General features: G+C 67.8%; 12 protein-coding genes. 5 read left to right on the top strand and 7 right to left on the bottom strand.

What is annotated here, in order from left to right; all coding sequences use genetic code 11:
• Positions 1–23: 23 nt before the first annotated feature.
• Positions 24–329: a BolA family protein gene (locus ACYRGX_RS10930; RefSeq protein WP_473056584.1), complete on the bottom strand. Its 306-nt coding sequence runs from the start codon at positions 327–329 to the stop codon at positions 24–26.
• Positions 329–811: a DUF2059 domain-containing protein gene (locus tag ACYRGX_RS10925; RefSeq protein WP_473056583.1), complete on the bottom strand. Its 483-nt coding sequence runs from the start codon at positions 809–811 to the stop codon at positions 329–331. The genes ACYRGX_RS10930 and ACYRGX_RS10925 overlap by 1 nt, the downstream gene beginning before the upstream one ends.
• A gap of 193 nt (positions 812–1,004) precedes the next feature.
• Between ACYRGX_RS10925 and ACYRGX_RS10920 the strand changes: the two genes are divergently transcribed.
• Positions 1,005–2,384 carry a class II fumarate hydratase gene (locus ACYRGX_RS10920; RefSeq protein WP_473056582.1) on the top strand — a complete coding sequence of 460 codons (1,380 nt, stop codon included), beginning with the start codon at positions 1,005–1,007 and terminating at the stop codon, positions 2,382–2,384.
• An 11-nt stretch (positions 2,385–2,395) separates the two neighbouring features.
• Here the strand turns inward: ACYRGX_RS10920 and ACYRGX_RS10915 are convergent, their stop codons facing one another.
• From ACYRGX_RS10915 to ACYRGX_RS10900, 4 genes are all read right to left on the bottom strand, one after another.
• Positions 2,396–3,352: a DMT family transporter gene (locus tag ACYRGX_RS10915; RefSeq protein ID WP_473056581.1), complete on the bottom strand. Its 957-nt coding sequence runs from the start codon at positions 3,350–3,352 to the stop codon at positions 2,396–2,398.
• A gap of 82 nt (positions 3,353–3,434) precedes the next feature.
• Positions 3,435–4,922, bottom strand: a complete 1,488-nt coding sequence (gene pap / locus ACYRGX_RS10910) for a polyphosphate:AMP phosphotransferase (protein WP_473056580.1) — start codon at positions 4,920–4,922, stop codon at positions 3,435–3,437.
• 75 nt (positions 4,923–4,997) lie between these two features.
• The gene (locus tag ACYRGX_RS10905; RefSeq protein ID WP_473056579.1) at positions 4,998–6,308 is read right to left on the bottom strand and encodes an APC family permease; all 1,311 of its coding nucleotides are present in this window, start codon (positions 6,306–6,308) and stop codon (positions 4,998–5,000) included.
• 130 nt (positions 6,309–6,438) lie between these two features.
• Positions 6,439–7,254 carry a carbon-nitrogen hydrolase family protein gene (locus tag ACYRGX_RS10900; RefSeq protein WP_473056578.1) on the bottom strand — a complete coding sequence of 272 codons (816 nt, stop codon included), beginning with the start codon at positions 7,252–7,254 and terminating at the stop codon, positions 6,439–6,441.
• 114 nt (positions 7,255–7,368) lie between these two features.
• Here ACYRGX_RS10900 and ACYRGX_RS10895 point away from each other — a divergent pair, with 114 nt between their 5' ends.
• Together ACYRGX_RS10895 and mnmC are read left to right on the top strand one after the other, a co-directional pair.
• Positions 7,369–8,148, top strand: a complete 780-nt coding sequence (locus tag ACYRGX_RS10895; RefSeq protein WP_473056577.1) for a LuxR C-terminal-related transcriptional regulator — start codon at positions 7,369–7,371, stop codon at positions 8,146–8,148.
• A gap of 78 nt (positions 8,149–8,226) precedes the next feature.
• Entirely contained in the window at positions 8,227–10,191 is a 1,965-nt protein-coding gene (gene mnmC / locus ACYRGX_RS10890) for a bifunctional tRNA (5-methylaminomethyl-2-thiouridine)(34)-methyltransferase MnmC2/FAD-dependent 5-carboxymethylaminomethyl-2-thiouridine(34) oxidoreductase MnmC1 (RefSeq protein ID WP_473056576.1), read from the top strand.
• Between the two features lie 174 nt (positions 10,192–10,365).
• Here the strand turns inward: mnmC and ACYRGX_RS10885 are convergent, their stop codons facing one another.
• Positions 10,366–10,830, bottom strand: coding sequence for a MarR family winged helix-turn-helix transcriptional regulator (locus ACYRGX_RS10885; RefSeq protein WP_473056575.1), 465 nt, complete (start codon positions 10,828–10,830; stop codon positions 10,366–10,368).
• Positions 10,831–10,953: 123 nt separating this feature from the next.
• Here ACYRGX_RS10885 and ACYRGX_RS10880 point away from each other — a divergent pair, with 123 nt between their 5' ends.
• Positions 10,954–12,726: an N-acetylglutaminylglutamine amidotransferase gene (locus ACYRGX_RS10880; protein WP_473056574.1), complete on the top strand. Its 1,773-nt coding sequence runs from the start codon at positions 10,954–10,956 to the stop codon at positions 12,724–12,726.
• 10 nt (positions 12,727–12,736) lie between these two features.
• On the top strand, positions 12,737–14,473 hold the full coding sequence (gene ngg, locus ACYRGX_RS10875) for an N-acetylglutaminylglutamine synthetase (protein WP_473056573.1): 1,737 nt from the start codon (positions 12,737–12,739) through the stop codon (positions 14,471–14,473).
• Positions 14,474–14,495 lie beyond the last annotated feature (22 nt).

The following is a 14,495-nucleotide window of genomic DNA, read 5'->3' as shown; positions in this document are numbered from 1 at the left end:
GGCGGACCGGGGTGGATGATGGATCAGTGGTCGTGCTGGCTGCCGCCACGGCACGCCGGCGAGGCCGGTGCGGCGCCGCGTTCGGCCCATTCGTCGGGGGTGTAGGTGTGCAGTGCCAGCGCGTGGAAGCGCTGCATCAATTCACCCAGGGTGCGGTAGACGGTCTGGTGGCGCTTCACCGCGGAAAGACCATCGAAGCTCTCGCTGACGATCACCGCCTTGAAGTGCGAGTCCTCGCCACGGCTGTGCATGTGGCTCTCGTTCTGCACCTCGAGGTGCCAGGGGTGCAGGCCGGCCAGCGCCTGTTCGATCTGTGCTTGCATCGACATCAGGGTTTCTCCAGTTCTTGAGTCATCTGATCGAGCAGACCATTGACCTTGGGCACCGCGCCATCCAGGCGCGCCTGGGTCAGTTGCGCCGACTGCGCGTTGAGCGCCGGCAAGGTCCGCAGGACCTTTTTCCCCAGATCCGAGCGGTAGAACGCGATCAGTTGGGTCAGCTCGTCCTCGCTGAAAGTGCGGGTGTACAGGCCAACGAGTTCGGGGCGCAAGTGCTCCCAGCCCACGACCTTGTCGAGCTCGGCGTTGGCGCGCGCCTGGTAGCTTTCCAGCAGTGCCTGGCGATCCGCCTTGCCGGCATCGGCAAAACGCTGCGCGAAGGCCTGGCGCACCTGGGCATAAATCGGCACGGTGAGCTTGTCGGCCTGGGCCAGGCGCAGGAATTCCTCGGCGCGGCGCTCGTGACTGGCCTGATCGGCCAACACGTTACCGCAGGCGAGCATCAGGCCGACGAGGACAAAGCGTTTGATCATGCAGCACTCCGCTGGGCGCGACCGCCAGGCGGTCCGGGTGCGACATTCTGCGCTGATGGTCGACCGGGCTCAAGGCGCAGCGGTCGGAACCCACCGCGCCAGAGCGCGCCTAAAGAGGCGCCTGTTGACGTTTCGTTCGCGGCCGCGAACGAAACGTCAACAGGCCCTGGTCACAGGCATGGAGAAAACCGCTATGAGCCGCACCGAAACCGATAGCCTCGGCCCCGTCGAGGTCCCCGAAGACGCCTACTGGGGCGCGCAGACCCAGCGCTCGAAAGAAAATTTCGCGATCGGCGAGGAGCGCATGCCGCTCGCCGTGGTGCGTGCCCTGGCCTTGGTGAAGAAGGCCGCCGCGCGCGTCAACGGGCGCACCGGCGAGCTGCCGCCGGATATCGCCCGGCTGATCGAACAGGCCGCCGACGAAATCCTCGCCGGTAACCACGACGAGCAGTTCCCTTTGGTGGTCTGGCAGACCGGCAGCGGCACCCAGAGCAACATGAACGTCAACGAGGTGATCGCCGGGCGCGCCAACGAGCTGGCCGGCGGCGTGCGCGGCGGCAAGAGCCCGGTGCACCCCAACGACCACGTCAACCGCGGGCAGAGTTCCAATGACTGCTTCCCCACCGCGATGCACATCGCCGTGGCGCGGGCGGTTCACGAACAGTTGCTGCCCGCGATCGCCGAACTCTCCGGCGGCCTGGCCGAGCAGGCGGCGCGCCATCAGAACCTGGTGAAGACCGGGCGAACCCACCTGATGGACGCCACGCCGATCACCTTCGGCCAGGAGCTTTCGGCCTTCGTCGCGCAACTCGACATCGCCGAGCGGAGTATCCGTGCGGCGCTGCCGGCGGTGTATGAGTTGGCCCAGGGCGGCACCGCCGTGGGCACCGGACTGAACGCGCCGGCGGGTTTCGCCGAAGCGATCGCCGCGGAGATTGCCGCCCTCTCCGGCCTGCCCTTCGCCAGCGCGCCGAACAAGTTCGCTGCGCTCGCCGGGCACGAGCCGCTGGTGGCGCTCTCCGGTGGCCTGAAGACCCTGGCGGCGACGCTGATGAAACTCGCCAACGACCTGCGTCTGCTCGGCTCCGGCCCGCGCGCCGGACTCGCCGAGGTACGCCTGCCGGCGAACGAGCCGGGCAGCTCGATCATGCCCGGCAAGGTGAACCCGACCCAGTGCGAAGCGCTGTCGATGCTCGCCTGCCAGGTGTTCGGTAACGACGCCACCCTGGGCATGGCGGCGGCCCAGGGACAGTTGCAGCTCAACGTGTTCAAGCCGGTGATCGTGCATGCGCTGCTGCAGTCGATCCGCCTGCTCGGAGACGGTTGCCGCAACTTCAACCGGCATTGCGTGGAGGGCCTGGAGCCGGACGCCGCGCGCATGGCCGAGCATCTGGAGCGCGGGCTGATGCTGGTGACCGCGCTCAACCCGCACATCGGCTACGACAAGGCCGCGCAGATCGCCAAGAAGGCCTACGCGGAGAACACCACGCTACGCGAAGCCGCCCTGGCGCTGGGCTACCTGACCAGCGAGGAATTCGACCAGTGGGTGCGTCCGCAGGACATGCTCGGCTGAGCCTGTTCGCCTTAGCCCTGCGTGGGCGCCCTGCGGGCCAGCCAGTTGCGCATTAACGCAGGCCCCACCGCCACGGTGGCCGAACCGAAGGCCACCAGCGCGGCGCCGCCGTAGGCCAGCAGGTTGAGCGACTCGGCCCCCACGCTGCCGGGCCAGAGGTGCTCAACCAGCGCCACCGAAGCAAGCGTCACCAGCGGCGTCATCGCCAGACTGGCGCTGACCTTGGAGGCCTCCCAGTGCGCCAGCGCCTCGGCGAAGGCGCCGTAGGCGACCAGCGTGTTGAGGCAGCAGGCGAGCAGCAAACCGCCCTGCAGGGGACTCAACTGCAACACCTCCAGCGGGTGGACCCAGGGGGTCAGCAGCAGCGCGCAGCTGAGGTAGATCACCACCATCACCTGCATCGAACTCAGCGTCGCCAGCATCTGCTTCTGCGCCAGGCCATAGAAGGTCCACACCACCGCGCCGGCGAACACCGACAGCACACCCAGGGTGTACCGCCCGAACGAGCCGAACAGCTCTCCGAGGCGCTGGTTGAAGAACAATCCGAAGCCCAGCAGCAGTACCGCCAACCCCAGCCCCTGGAGCCGTGTGAAGCGCTCGCGGAAGACCAGCAGGCTGGCCAGCAGCAGCATGATCGGCGCGGTCTGCGTGACCAGTTGCGCGGTGCCTGGCGAGACCCTGTCCAGGCCGTTGAGGAACAGCACGTAGTTGCCGCCCAGGGCGAGCACGCAGACGGCCAGCAGCCCGCGCTCGCGCCGCTCCAGTCGGCCCAGCCGGGGTAGCTCGCCTCGGGCGGCGAGGAAGCCGCCGAGCAGAACGCCGGCGACCAGCATGCGATACCAGGTGACGGTGAGCGGGTCCATCACCTGCAGGACCTGCTTGAGCTTGATGGGCAGGATGCCCCAGAGAAATGCGGTGAGTAGCGTGAGGCCGAGGCCGAACAGCCAACGGCCGGAGGAAACGTGCATGGCGCTCTCGTGAACCGACAGGGCCGCAGAAGCGCGACCGAGGGATCGCGATTCTACGCCTCGTCACGACTGGCCGACAGGCTCAATCCCGGGCGAAAGCGCTCTCCAGTGCATCCGCCAGGGTCCTCAGCACCTTGACCCGAGCGAAGCGCTTGTCGTTGGCCTCGACCAGCGTCCAGGGCGCGATCTCGGTGCTGGTACGCTCGACCATGTCGTTCACCGCGTCCTTGTAGAGCGGCCACTTCTCGCGGTTGCGCCAATCCTCATCGGTGATCTTGAAACGCTTGAAGGGCGTCTGCTCGCGCTCGTGGAAGCGCGCCAGCTGGGTGTCCTGATCGATCGCCAGCCAGAATTTCACCAGCACCGTGCCGGCGTCATTCAACTGCTCCTCGAAATCGTTGATCTCTTCGTAGGCCCGCAACCAGTCGGCCTCGCGGCACAGCGACTCGACGCGCTCGACCAGCACCCGGCCATACCAGGAGCGGTCGAAGATGGTGAATTGCCCACGCGCCGGCAACTGTCGCCAGAAGCGCCACAGATAGGGCTGCGCACGCTCGTCCTCGCTGGGCGCGGCGATCGGCACGATGCGGTACTGGCGCGGGTCCAGGGCGCCCGCGGCACGCCGGATGGCGCTGCCCTTGCCTGCGGCGTCGTTGCCTTCGAAGACCGCCACCAGGGCGTGCCGGCGCATGCGCTTGTGACGCATCAGCCGTGACAGCCGCGCCTGTTCCTCCGCGAGCAGGCGCGTGTAGAGGTCCTTCTCCAATTGCTGCGACAGGTTCAGCGCGTCGAGCACGCCACGCCGGTCCAGGCTCGCTGCCAGGGGCGCGACGTGCGGCGTGAGCACCGGGCGCTGCGGGTTGGCCAGCGCCGCCTGCAGCCCTTCGAGCAGGATCTTGCCGACCGTCAGGCTGCGGTAGTTGGGATCGGCGCCGGCAACCACGTACCAGGGCGCGTAGTCGCGGCTGGTGCGCCGCAGGACGTGCTCGCCATGACGCACGAAGCGGCGGTAGGTCTTGCTCTGCTGCCAGTCCAGCGGGCTCAGGCGCCAGCTGTGCAGCGGGTCCTGGGCGAGCGTCTTGAGGCGCTCCTTGAGCTGGGCGTGGGAGAGGTGGAACCAGAACTTGAAGATCAGCGCGCCCTCGTCGCAGAGCATGCGCTCCAGGCGCTCGGCGCGGTGGATGGCCTGCTCCAGGCCGGCATTGTCGATGCGCTTGTGCACGCGGTCCTGGAGCATCTGGCTGTACCAGTTGCCGAACAGCACGCCGGTGCGTCCTTTCGGCGGCAGGTGGCGCCAGTAGCGCCAGGCCGGCGGGCGCGCCAGCTCCTCGTCGCTGGGGCGGTCGAAGGTGCGCACCTCGATCAGCCGCGGGTCCATCCACTCGTTGAGCAGCTTGACCGTCTCGCCCTTGCCCGCGCCCTCGATGCCGTCGATCAACACGATCACCGGAAAACGCGCCTGCTCCTTGAGCGCGTACTGCGCATCCAGCAGGGCCTCGCGCAGCGCTGGCAGCGCGGCCTGGTATTCCTGCTTGTCGATGCTGTGACTGATCTCGGCGGATTCGAACATGGGCTTAGGCTTTCCTGGCAGCGAGCCTTAGAGCCTAACACCGCCACGCCCCATCGGCGTGACGGCGGACAGTGCTCAGGCTTCGCGGAAGTCCATTTCCGGCGGCTGGCGACGGAAGCCGCCGGTGAGCTTGGCCAGGTAGATCACCCCGATTGCCAGCCAGGACAGGCCAAGGATGATCGCCAGGTGATCGAGATTGACCATCAGCCACAGGGTCGCCGCCGCACCGAGCAACGGGCAGAGCAGATCGCGTAGGGGCTTGCGTGCGGCGCGCTCGGCGCCCAGCCAGTAGTGCGCGATCACCGACAGGTTGACCAGGGTGAAGGCCAGGAAGGCGCCGAAGTTGATGAACGAGGTCGAGGTGGTCACGTCCAGCTTCAGCGCCAGCAGCGCCACCACGGCGCACGCCAGCAGCGCACTGACCGGCGTGCCGAAGCGTCCCAGGGTGCCGAACAGGCGCGCCGGCAGCACGCCGTCGCGGCCCATCGCGAAGATCAGTCGCGAGGCGCTGGCCTGGGCCGACAGGCCGGAGGTGAACTGGCCGACGATCAGGCCGATGAGGAAGATCGAGACGAACAGGTCACCGCCGATGTTGCGGGCGATCTCGTAGGCCGCCGCGTCCACGCTGGCGAATTCGGTGGAGGGGTGCGCGAGCTGCACGCAGTAGGACACCGCGACGAAGATCAGTCCGCCGATCAGGGTGATCAGCACGATGGCGCGGGGAATGGTGCGCCGCGGGTCATGGGTTTCCTCGGCCAGGGTACTGACCGCATCGAAGCCGAGGAACGAGTAGCAGGCCACCGCCGCACCGGCCATCGCCAGCGACACGCCGCCTTCGCCATGGAACGGCTGCAGGGTGAACAGCGGGCCGCCGGAGCCGACCACGTAATGCACGCAGAGCACCACGAAGGCCGCCAGCACCAGCAGTTGCACCAGCATCAGCAGGCCGTTGATGCCCTTGGCCAGGCGTAGGCCGACCACGTTGATCGCCGTGGTCAGCACGATGAACGCCAGTACCCAGAACGGCTGCGGCACCGCCGGGAAGGCTTCGGCGAGGTAGGAGGCGCCGATCAGCCAGATGGCCATCGGCAGGAACAGGTAGTCCAGCAGGACGCCCCAGCCGGCGATGAAACCCAGCTTGGGGCTGATGCTCTTGCGCACGTAGGTGTAGGCCGAGCCGGCCTGGGGGAACGCGGCGGCCATGCGCGCGTAGCTGAAGGCGGTGAAGAGCATCGCCAGCGAGGCCAGCAGGTAGGCCGTGGGGACCTGGCCGTTGCTGATCTCGGAGAGGATGCCGAAGGTGCCGAGGACGATGATCGGCGTCATGTAGGCGATGCCGAAGAGGGTTACCGATCCCAGCGAAAGAGATCGTTTCAGAGTAGCCATGCGACTGTTTGCTCCCGGGTTATGGTTGTTGGGCAGGGCCGAAGTCGGCGGCAAATGGGCAAGCGTTTCGTTATCGGTATGCCCCGGTGGTCCGGGGTCGGGCGCCGGCTTGGCCGGTCGCCGGGTTGTCTCAGGGAATCAGCAGTTCGCGCAGGCCGCTGGCGTCTTCGCGCAGCTCGCCGGCCAGGCGCAGGCGGCGTTCCTCCAGATAGCGGTAGTCCGCGCGGGCGGCCTGCAGTTGGGCGAGGTCCAGCTCGACGTGCAGGCGCTGCTCGTCGCGCCCGGCTTCGCAGAGCACCCGGCCGAAGGGATCGACCGCCGCGCTGCCACCGGCGAAGGTCAGCTCACCGTCCCCCTCGCCGACGCGGTTCACCATCACCGCGAAGGCCTGGTTTTCCTGGGCGCGGGCTATGATCGCGGCGCGATGCACCGGGCCGTAGGGGTCCATGTTGCCGTTGGTCACCAGCAGCAGCTCGGCGCCGAGCTGGGCCAACGCGCGCGCGCTCTCCGGAAACTCGATGTCGTAGCAGATCAGCAGACCGACGCGCACGCCCTTGAACAGCGCCGTGGCGAAGCGATCGCCCGGCTCGAAGACACCCCGGTCGGAGGCCCACAGATGGGTCTTGCGATACTTCAGGGCGATGCCCTCGGGAGTGATCAGCAGCGTGGTGTTGTAGTAACGCCCGGCGTCGGCCTCGGCGGTGCCGAGCACCACCGCCACGCCGCGCTCGCGCACCGCCTGCAGCACGGCGCTCACGCTCGGACCGTCGAGGGGCTCGGACAGCGTGGCGACGTTCGCCGCGGTCGGGAAGCCGCACAACTGGGTTTCGGGGAACACCAGCAGCTCGCTGTCGGCGGCGCACTCGCGGATGGCCCGCAGGGTACGCTGCAGGTTCCATGCGCGGTCGCCATCGCGTCCGGCGAGTTGGATGAGTTCGACCTTCATTCAATCTCCTTGCATCATGGCGGGCGGCGAACGACAGCAACCCGTTTTGCCCGAGTATGGGCGCCCAAGGGCGCGCCGGTAATCACGTCCATGGGGTAACCCCTCGGGGGTAGGATGAAGCTCACTCTTCAGGATCTGGCCTGGCATCGCGAGGTCGGCCAACTGATCGAAGCGCTCGACGACGGCGCCTTCTGGCAACGCCTGGTGCGCCTGCTCGGCCACTACCTGGCGTTCGACAGCTGGGTGGTGCTGCTCTTCGGTCCCGGTCGTCCTCAGGTCTACGCCGAATGCCCGGCGGACGACGGCGGCGAGGACTCGCTGTTCCGCGACTACCTCGCCGGGCTCTATTTGCTCGACCCCTTCTACCTCGCCGCGCGCGAGCAGCCGCGCAACGGCCTGTTCCGCCTGAGCGACGTGGCCCCGGAATGCTTCGAGCAGACCGATTACTACCGCCGCTACTTCAGCCTCAACGTGGTCGCCGACGAGATTCAACTGAATGTCGCCCTCGATACGGAGCGCGTGCTCTGTCTATCGCTGGGCGCGCACCGGCGCTTCAGTGGCGAGGAAGTCGCCCTGCTCGACCTGCTGCGCCCGTGGATCGCCGCGCTGATGCGCCAGCGCCTGCACTTCGAGCAGGCCGGCGAGACGCTCGCCGAGCCTCACTGGCAAGCGCGCCTGGCGGGCCAGGAGCGGTTCCACGAAGCCCAGTTGACCAGCCGCGAAATGGAAGTGGCGCGGCTGATGCTCAGCGGCTGCTCGGGCAAGGAGATCGCCCGCAAGCTGTCGATTTCCAGCGAAACGGTGAAGGTGCATCGCAAGCACCTCTACGCCAAGCTGGGGCTGAAGTCGCAGTCCGAGCTGTTCTCCCTGTTCCTCACCGCGCAGCCGGGCTGACGCGACGCTCGGGCGCCTCCGGGGCGACGGCCGAGGCTGCTAGAATCGCCGGCTTCGCCCCCGCAGGCCCCTGCCCCGATGTCCGATCCGCTCCACGCCCAGCTCGACTGGGACGCCAACGGCCAACCGCTCTCCGCGCAGTTCGGCGACGTGTACTTCTCCCGTGCCAGCGGCCTGGAGGAAACCCGCCACGTGTTCCTCGCCGGCAACGACCTGGAGCGGCGCCTGGCCGCGCTGCCCGCCGGAGGACGCCTGGTGATCGGCGAGACCGGCTTCGGCACCGGGCTGAACTTCCTCTGCGCCTGGCAGGCGTTCACGCGCCTGGCGCCGGCGGAGGCGCGGCTGCACTTCGTCACCGTGGAAAAGTACCCGCTGCAACGCGACGACCTGATCCGTGCGCTGGCGCTCTGGCCAGAACTGACCGAACTCTCGGCGAAGTTGCTGGACACCTACCACGCCATCGTCCCCGGCCCCCAGCGCCTGCTGCTGGACGGCGGGCGGGTGGTGCTCGACCTGCTGGTGGGCGACGCCGTGGCGATGCTCGACGAGCTGGATGCACGAATCGACGCCTGGTTTCTCGACGGCTTCTCGCCGGCGAAGAATCCGCAGATGTGGTCACCGGAACTGTTCGAGCAACTGGCGCGGCTGTCCGCACCCGGTGCCACGTTGGCGACCTTCACCAGCGCCGGCTTCGTGCGCCGTGGTTTGATCGACGCCGGCTTCGCCATGCGCAAGGTGCCCGGCCACGGGCACAAGCGCGAGATGCTGGTGGGCGATTACCAGGGCGAACCGGCGCCGGCGGCCAAGCCCTGGTTCGCGCGGCCGCCTCAGCACGCCGCTGCGCGCGAAGCCATCGTCGTCGGCGCGGGTCTCGCCGGCTGTGCCAGTGCCGCCAGCCTGGCCGCGCGCGGCTGGCAGGTGACGCTGATCGAGCGCCACCCCGAGCCCGCACGGGAGGGCTCGGGCAATCCCCAGGGCGTGCTTTATCTCAAGCTCTCGGCGCACGCCACGGCGCTCACCCGGCTGGTCACCAGCGCCTTCGGTTTCACCCGCCGGCTGCTACCCCAGCACCTGGAGGAAGGTCGCGACTGGTCCGCTTGCGGCGTGCTGCAACTGGCCTTCGACGCACGCGAGACCAAGCGCCAGGCGCAATTGGCGGAGGCGTTTCCCGCGAGCCTGCTGCAAGCGCTGTCCCAGCAGCAGGCCGAAGCGCTGGCCGGCGTGGCGCTGCCCGCCGGCGGCCTGTTCTTCCCCGAGGCCGGCTGGGCGCGACCGCCGGCACTGTGCCGGGCGCTGACGCGGCATCCGAACATTCGCCTGGTGTGCGCGCACGAAGTGCTGGAACTGCGTCGCGACGAGGGGCAGTGGCTGGCTGAGGGCAGCGCCGGACAGATCGCCCGGGCGCCGGTGCTGGTATTGGCCAACGCCGCCGACGCGGCGCGCTTTGCCCAGGCCAGCGGGCTGCCGTTCAAACGCATCCGCGGACAGATCAGCCGCCTGCCGGCCACCGACGCCTCTGCCGATCTGCGCACGGTGGTTTGCGCCGAAGGCTACGTGGCACCGGCCAATGGCGGCGAACACACGCTCGGCGCGACCTTCGACTTCCAGGACCTGGAGCCGACGGTGCGTACAGCCGACCATCGGGAAAACCTGCGGCTGCTCGAGGAGATTTCCAGCGATCTCGCCGCACGCCTGCGCGCCAACGAGCTGGACCCGGCACAGTTGGAAGGCCGCTCGGCACACCGCTGTACCAGCCCGGACTACCTGCCCATCGTCGGCCCGCTGAGCGCCCCCGAGGCATTCGCCGAAGCCTACGCGGTGCTCGGCAAGGATGCCCGCCAGGTGCCGCCCACGCCCTGTCCCTGGCAGGAAGGACTCTACGTCAACCTCGCCCACGGCTCGCGCGGCGTGCTCACCGCACCCCTGGCCGCGGAACTGCTGGCCGCCTGGCTGGACCACGAACCGCTGCCGCTGCCGCGTAGCGTGGCCGAAGCCTGCCACCCCAACCGCTTCGCCTTACGTCGTTTGATTCGCGGCGGCTAAGTGGGGATCCCCCTCTCCCCGGCCTCTCCCACGAGGGGAGAGGGAGGGCTCTGTGTCCAAACCGGCGGCATGGTAACCACACCCCGCGAAAGGCCCCTCGCGGGAGAAGGCCGGGGGGAGAGAGGGGGTCCGCGCGAGAACCCCCACCCACGCAGCGCCGCTCGAAAACTGCCGCTATTCCTCTTCCTCCGGCGTGTCGAACAGCTCGGCGGCGCGCAGCAGTGCGGCGAGCAACGAGTGGCGTTCCCACTCCGGCAGGGCGGCGAAGCGTTGCAGCACGTGACTCGGCAACAGCGATGGCGCTTCCGCCAGGGCGGCGCGGCCGGCGTCGTCGAGTACCAGCCATTGCTTGCGGCGATCGTGGTCATCACGCCGGCGCGAGAGCATGCCGCGGCTCTCCAGCCGGTCCAGCACCCCTGACAGTGACGCCGGCGAAAGGCTGACGAAACGCGCCAGTTGGCTTGCGGTAATGCTCTTTTCCACGGCCAGCACCTGCAACACCAGCAGCTGAAGTGGTGTCAGACCTCCGTAGCGGGACAGACGCTTGGCGTGGACTTCGGCCGCCTGTTGCAGGCGCCGCAAGGCCTGAAAGATGGAAAGTGAATAGCTCTTGCTGAGGGCTTCTTTAGTTTCAGCCATAACTGTTTTTTCTAGATTTTTCTGAATTCATGCCGAAGAACTACTTTGACATGAAACTGTCGATTTGTTTAGGTAAAAAAGAGATTTCATCCACCCATACCCCAACGAGAGATCGGCAAGGACATGTGCGGAATAGCAGGAGAGTTACGATTTGACCAACGCCCGAGCGAGCTGAACGCCGTCGAGCGTATGACCCACGAGCTGGCTCCACGCGGGCCGGACGCCTGTGGTTTCCACAGCCAGGGCCCGCTGGGCTTCGGCCATCGGCGGTTGAAGATCATGGACCTGGAGGAGGCCTCCGGGCAACCGATGGTCGACCCCAATCTGGGGCTTTCGATGGTGTTCAACGGCGCCATCTATAACTACCCCGAGCTGCGTGCCGAACTGGAGGGGCTGGGCTATGCCTTCTTCTCCAATGGCGACACCGAGGTGCTGCTCAAGGGCTACCACGCCTGGGGCGAAAAACTGCTGCCCAAGCTCAACGGCATGTTCGCCTTCGCCGTGTGGGAGCGCGACAGCGGCCGGCTGTTCCTTGCCCGCGACCGTCTGGGCGTCAAGCCGCTGTACCTCTCGCGCACCGACAAGCGCCTGCGCTTCGCCTCCACCCTGCCGGCCTTGCTCGCCGGAGGTGACATCGAGCGTATCCTCGATCCGGTGGCGCTGAATCACTACATGAGCTTCCACGCCGTGGTGCCGGCACCGCGCACGCTGGTCGCGGGCATCGAGAAACTGCCGCCGGCGACCTGGCTGCGCGTCGAGGCGGACGGCCGCGTCGAGCAGCGCACCTGGTGGACGCTGGACTACGGGCAGACCGCCGAAGAGGCCGCACTCGGCTTCGAGGACTGGAAGACCCGCACCCTGGACACCCTGCGCGAGGCCGTGGCGATCCGTCAGCGCGCGGCAGTGGACGTCGGCGTGCTGCTCTCCGGTGGTGTCGACTCCAGCCTGCTGGTCGGCCTGCTGCGCGAAGCCGGTGTCGGCGAGAATCTGCTGACCTTCTCCATCGGCTTCGAGGATGCCGGCGGCGAGCGTGGCGACGAATTCCAGTATTCGGACCTGATCGCCGAGCACTACGCCACTCGCCACCACAAGCTGCGCATCGCCGAGCACGAAATCATCGAGCAGTTGCCGGCGGCCTTCCGCGCCATGAGCGAGCCGATGGTCAGCCACGACTGCATCGCCTTCTACCTGCTCTCGCGAGAAGTCGCCAAGCACTGCAAGGTGGTGCAGAGCGGCCAGGGCGCGGACGAGCTGTTCGCCGGCTACCACTGGTATCCGCAGGTGGACGGCGCCGCCGACCCGGTGGAGGCCTATCTGGCCGCGTTCCGCGACCGCGACTTCGGCGAATACGCCAAGCTGATGCAGGCCAAATGGGTCGATGACGACCATTCGGCGCGCTTCGTCGCCGAGCACTTCGCCAGTCCCGGCGCCGAGGCCGCGGTGGACAAGGCGTTGCGCATCGACAGCACCGTGATGCTGGTCGACGACCCGGTCAAGCGCGTGGACAACATGACCATGGCCTGGGGCCTGGAGGCACGCACGCCGTTCCTCGACTACCGCGTGGCCGAGCTTTCGGCACGCATCCCGGCGCGCTTCAAGCTGCCCGACGGCGGTAAGCACGTACTCAAGGAAGCCGCCCGTCAGGTGATTCCCGCCGAAGTCATCGACCGCAAGAAGGGCTACTTCCCAGTGCCCGGCCTCAAGCACCTGCAGGGCGACACCCTGGGCTGGGTGCGCGAGCTGCTGCTCGACCCCAGCCAGGACCGCGGGCTGTTCCAGCGCGATTACATCGATCGCCTGCTGGCCGACCCGGACGGCCAGCTCACACCGCTGCGCGGTTCGAAACTTTGGCAGCTCGCGGCACTCAACCTGTGGCTGAGCGAACACGGACTCTGAGCCCAAGACCATGAAAAACCCCTATGGACAGCGCCTGCGGCGCGGACAGCCGCCCACCTACCAACGCCTGCAGGCGCGCCTGGCCGCCGATGGCCAGGCGCGCAGCGAAGCGCCGGTAGCCATCGCCTGCGGCTGGGGCCGTATCCTCATCGGGCATACCTTTTCAGACCCTACTGAGCTGGCTGCCGAACTGCTGCGCGAATCCCCCGGCGAACGCGATCTCGCGCTCTACGTGGAGGCACCGCACCAGGTCCTGGCACAGGCGCCGCAGCAGCTCTTCCTCGACCCGTCGGACACCCTGCGCCTGTGGTTCACCGACTACCGACCTGCGCGCCGGCCGTTCCGCGGCTTCCAGATTCGCCGCGCGCAGAGCGAGGCGGACTGGCAGGGGCTCAACTGCCTCTACCAGACGCGCGGCATGCTCAGCGTGAAACCCGCCCAGTTGACGCCCCTGGAGGACGGCGGGCCGACCTACTGGGTCGCCGAGGACGAGGGCAGCGGCGAGATCGTCGGCGGTGTCATGGGGCTCAACCACAGCGAGGCCTTCGGTGATCCCGAGGGTGGCAGCAGCCTCTGGTGCCTGGCGGTCAGCCCGACCTGCAAGCGCCCCGGCGTGGGCGAAGCGCTGGTACGGCATCTGGTCGAGCACTACCTCTCGCGCGGCCAGGCCTACCTCGACCTGTCGGTGATGCATGACAACCGTCAGGCCATCGCCCTGTACGAGAAGCTCGGTTTCCGCAACCTGCCGACCTTCACCCTGAAGTGCCGAAACAGCATCAACCAGCCGCTGTTCATCGGTCCCGGCCCCCAAGCAGAACTCAACCCTTACGCGCGCATCATCGTCGACGAGGCCCTGCGCCGCGGCATCGACGTGCAAGTGGACGACGCCGAGGGTGGCCTGTTCACCCTCACCCACGGCGGTCGGCGCATCCGCTGCCGCGAATCGCTCTCGGACCTCACCAGCGCCGTGGCCATGACCCTCTGCCAGGACAAACGCCTGACCCACCGCTGCCTGCAGCGCGCCGGGCTGTCGTTGCCCGCACAACGCCTGGCCGGTAGCGATGAGGACAACGCAGCCTTCCTCGCCGAGCACGGCGCGGTGGTCGCCAAGCCGGTGGACGGCGAACAGGGTCAGGGCGTGGCCGTGGACCTGCGCAACGAAGAGGAACTGCGCGAAGCCATCGAGCAGGCGCGCCGCTTCGATTCGAGGGTCCTGCTGGAGAGCTACCACGAGGGCCTGGATCTGCGCATCGTGGTGATCGGCCACCAGGTGGTCGCCGCGGCCATCCGCCGCCCTGCGGAAATCCTGGGTGACGGACGCCTGGCAATCCGCCAACTGATCGAAAAACAGAGTCGCCGGCGCCAGGCCGCGACCAGCGGCGAGAGCAGCATTCCACTGGACGACGAGACACTACGCACCCTGCGTAGCGCCGGTTACGACTACGACCACGTGCTACCCGCCGGCACCCGCCTGGCGGTGCGCAAGACCGCCAACCTGCATACCGGCGGCACCCTGGAGGACGTCACCGCGATCCTCCACCCGACCCTGCGCGAGGCCGCCGTACGCGCCTCCCGGGCACTGGACATTCCGGTGGTCGGCCTGGACCTGCTGGTACCGGCTGCGGACCAGCCCGAACATGTGTTCATCGAGGCCAACGAGCGCGTCGGCCTGGCCAATCACCAGCCACAACCAACGGCCGAGCGGTTCATCGACCTGTTGTTCCCGCTCAGTCAAAGCCACCCCTGATAGCGCGCCGCGTCGCGGCGCC

It is taken from the genome of Pseudomonas sp. R4-15, from assembly GCF_055768815.1.
The sequence above is the reverse complement of the archived record's forward strand: the minus strand, read 5'-3'. Positions and strand labels throughout refer to the sequence as shown.

What these genes read in the sequence shown, in the direction of transcription:
- ACYRGX_RS10880 (WP_473056574.1), top strand. Translation starts at nt 10,954, where the DNA reads ATGTGCGGAATAGCAGGAGAGTTACGATTTGACCAACGCCCGAGCGAG.
- pap (WP_473056580.1), bottom strand. Translation starts at nt 4,922, where the DNA reads ATGTTCGAATCCGCCGAGATCAGTCACAGCATCGACAAGCAGGAATAC.
- ACYRGX_RS10925 (WP_473056583.1), bottom strand. Translation starts at nt 811, where the DNA reads ATGATCAAACGCTTTGTCCTCGTCGGCCTGATGCTCGCCTGCGGTAAC.
- mnmC (WP_473056576.1), top strand. Translation starts at nt 8,227, where the DNA reads ATGTCCGATCCGCTCCACGCCCAGCTCGACTGGGACGCCAACGGCCAA.
- ACYRGX_RS10915 (WP_473056581.1), bottom strand. Translation starts at nt 3,352, where the DNA reads ATGCACGTTTCCTCCGGCCGTTGGCTGTTCGGCCTCGGCCTCACGCTA.
- ACYRGX_RS10895 (WP_473056577.1), top strand. Translation starts at nt 7,369, where the DNA reads ATGAAGCTCACTCTTCAGGATCTGGCCTGGCATCGCGAGGTCGGCCAA.
- ACYRGX_RS10900 (WP_473056578.1), bottom strand. Translation starts at nt 7,254, where the DNA reads ATGAAGGTCGAACTCATCCAACTCGCCGGACGCGATGGCGACCGCGCA.
- ngg (WP_473056573.1), top strand. Translation starts at nt 12,737, where the DNA reads ATGAAAAACCCCTATGGACAGCGCCTGCGGCGCGGACAGCCGCCCACC.
- ACYRGX_RS10885 (WP_473056575.1), bottom strand. Translation starts at nt 10,830, where the DNA reads ATGGCTGAAACTAAAGAAGCCCTCAGCAAGAGCTATTCACTTTCCATC.
- ACYRGX_RS10905 (WP_473056579.1), bottom strand. Translation starts at nt 6,308, where the DNA reads ATGGCTACTCTGAAACGATCTCTTTCGCTGGGATCGGTAACCCTCTTC.
- ACYRGX_RS10930 (WP_473056584.1), bottom strand. Translation starts at nt 329, where the DNA reads ATGTCGATGCAAGCACAGATCGAACAGGCGCTGGCCGGCCTGCACCCC.
- ACYRGX_RS10920 (WP_473056582.1), top strand. Translation starts at nt 1,005, where the DNA reads ATGAGCCGCACCGAAACCGATAGCCTCGGCCCCGTCGAGGTCCCCGAA.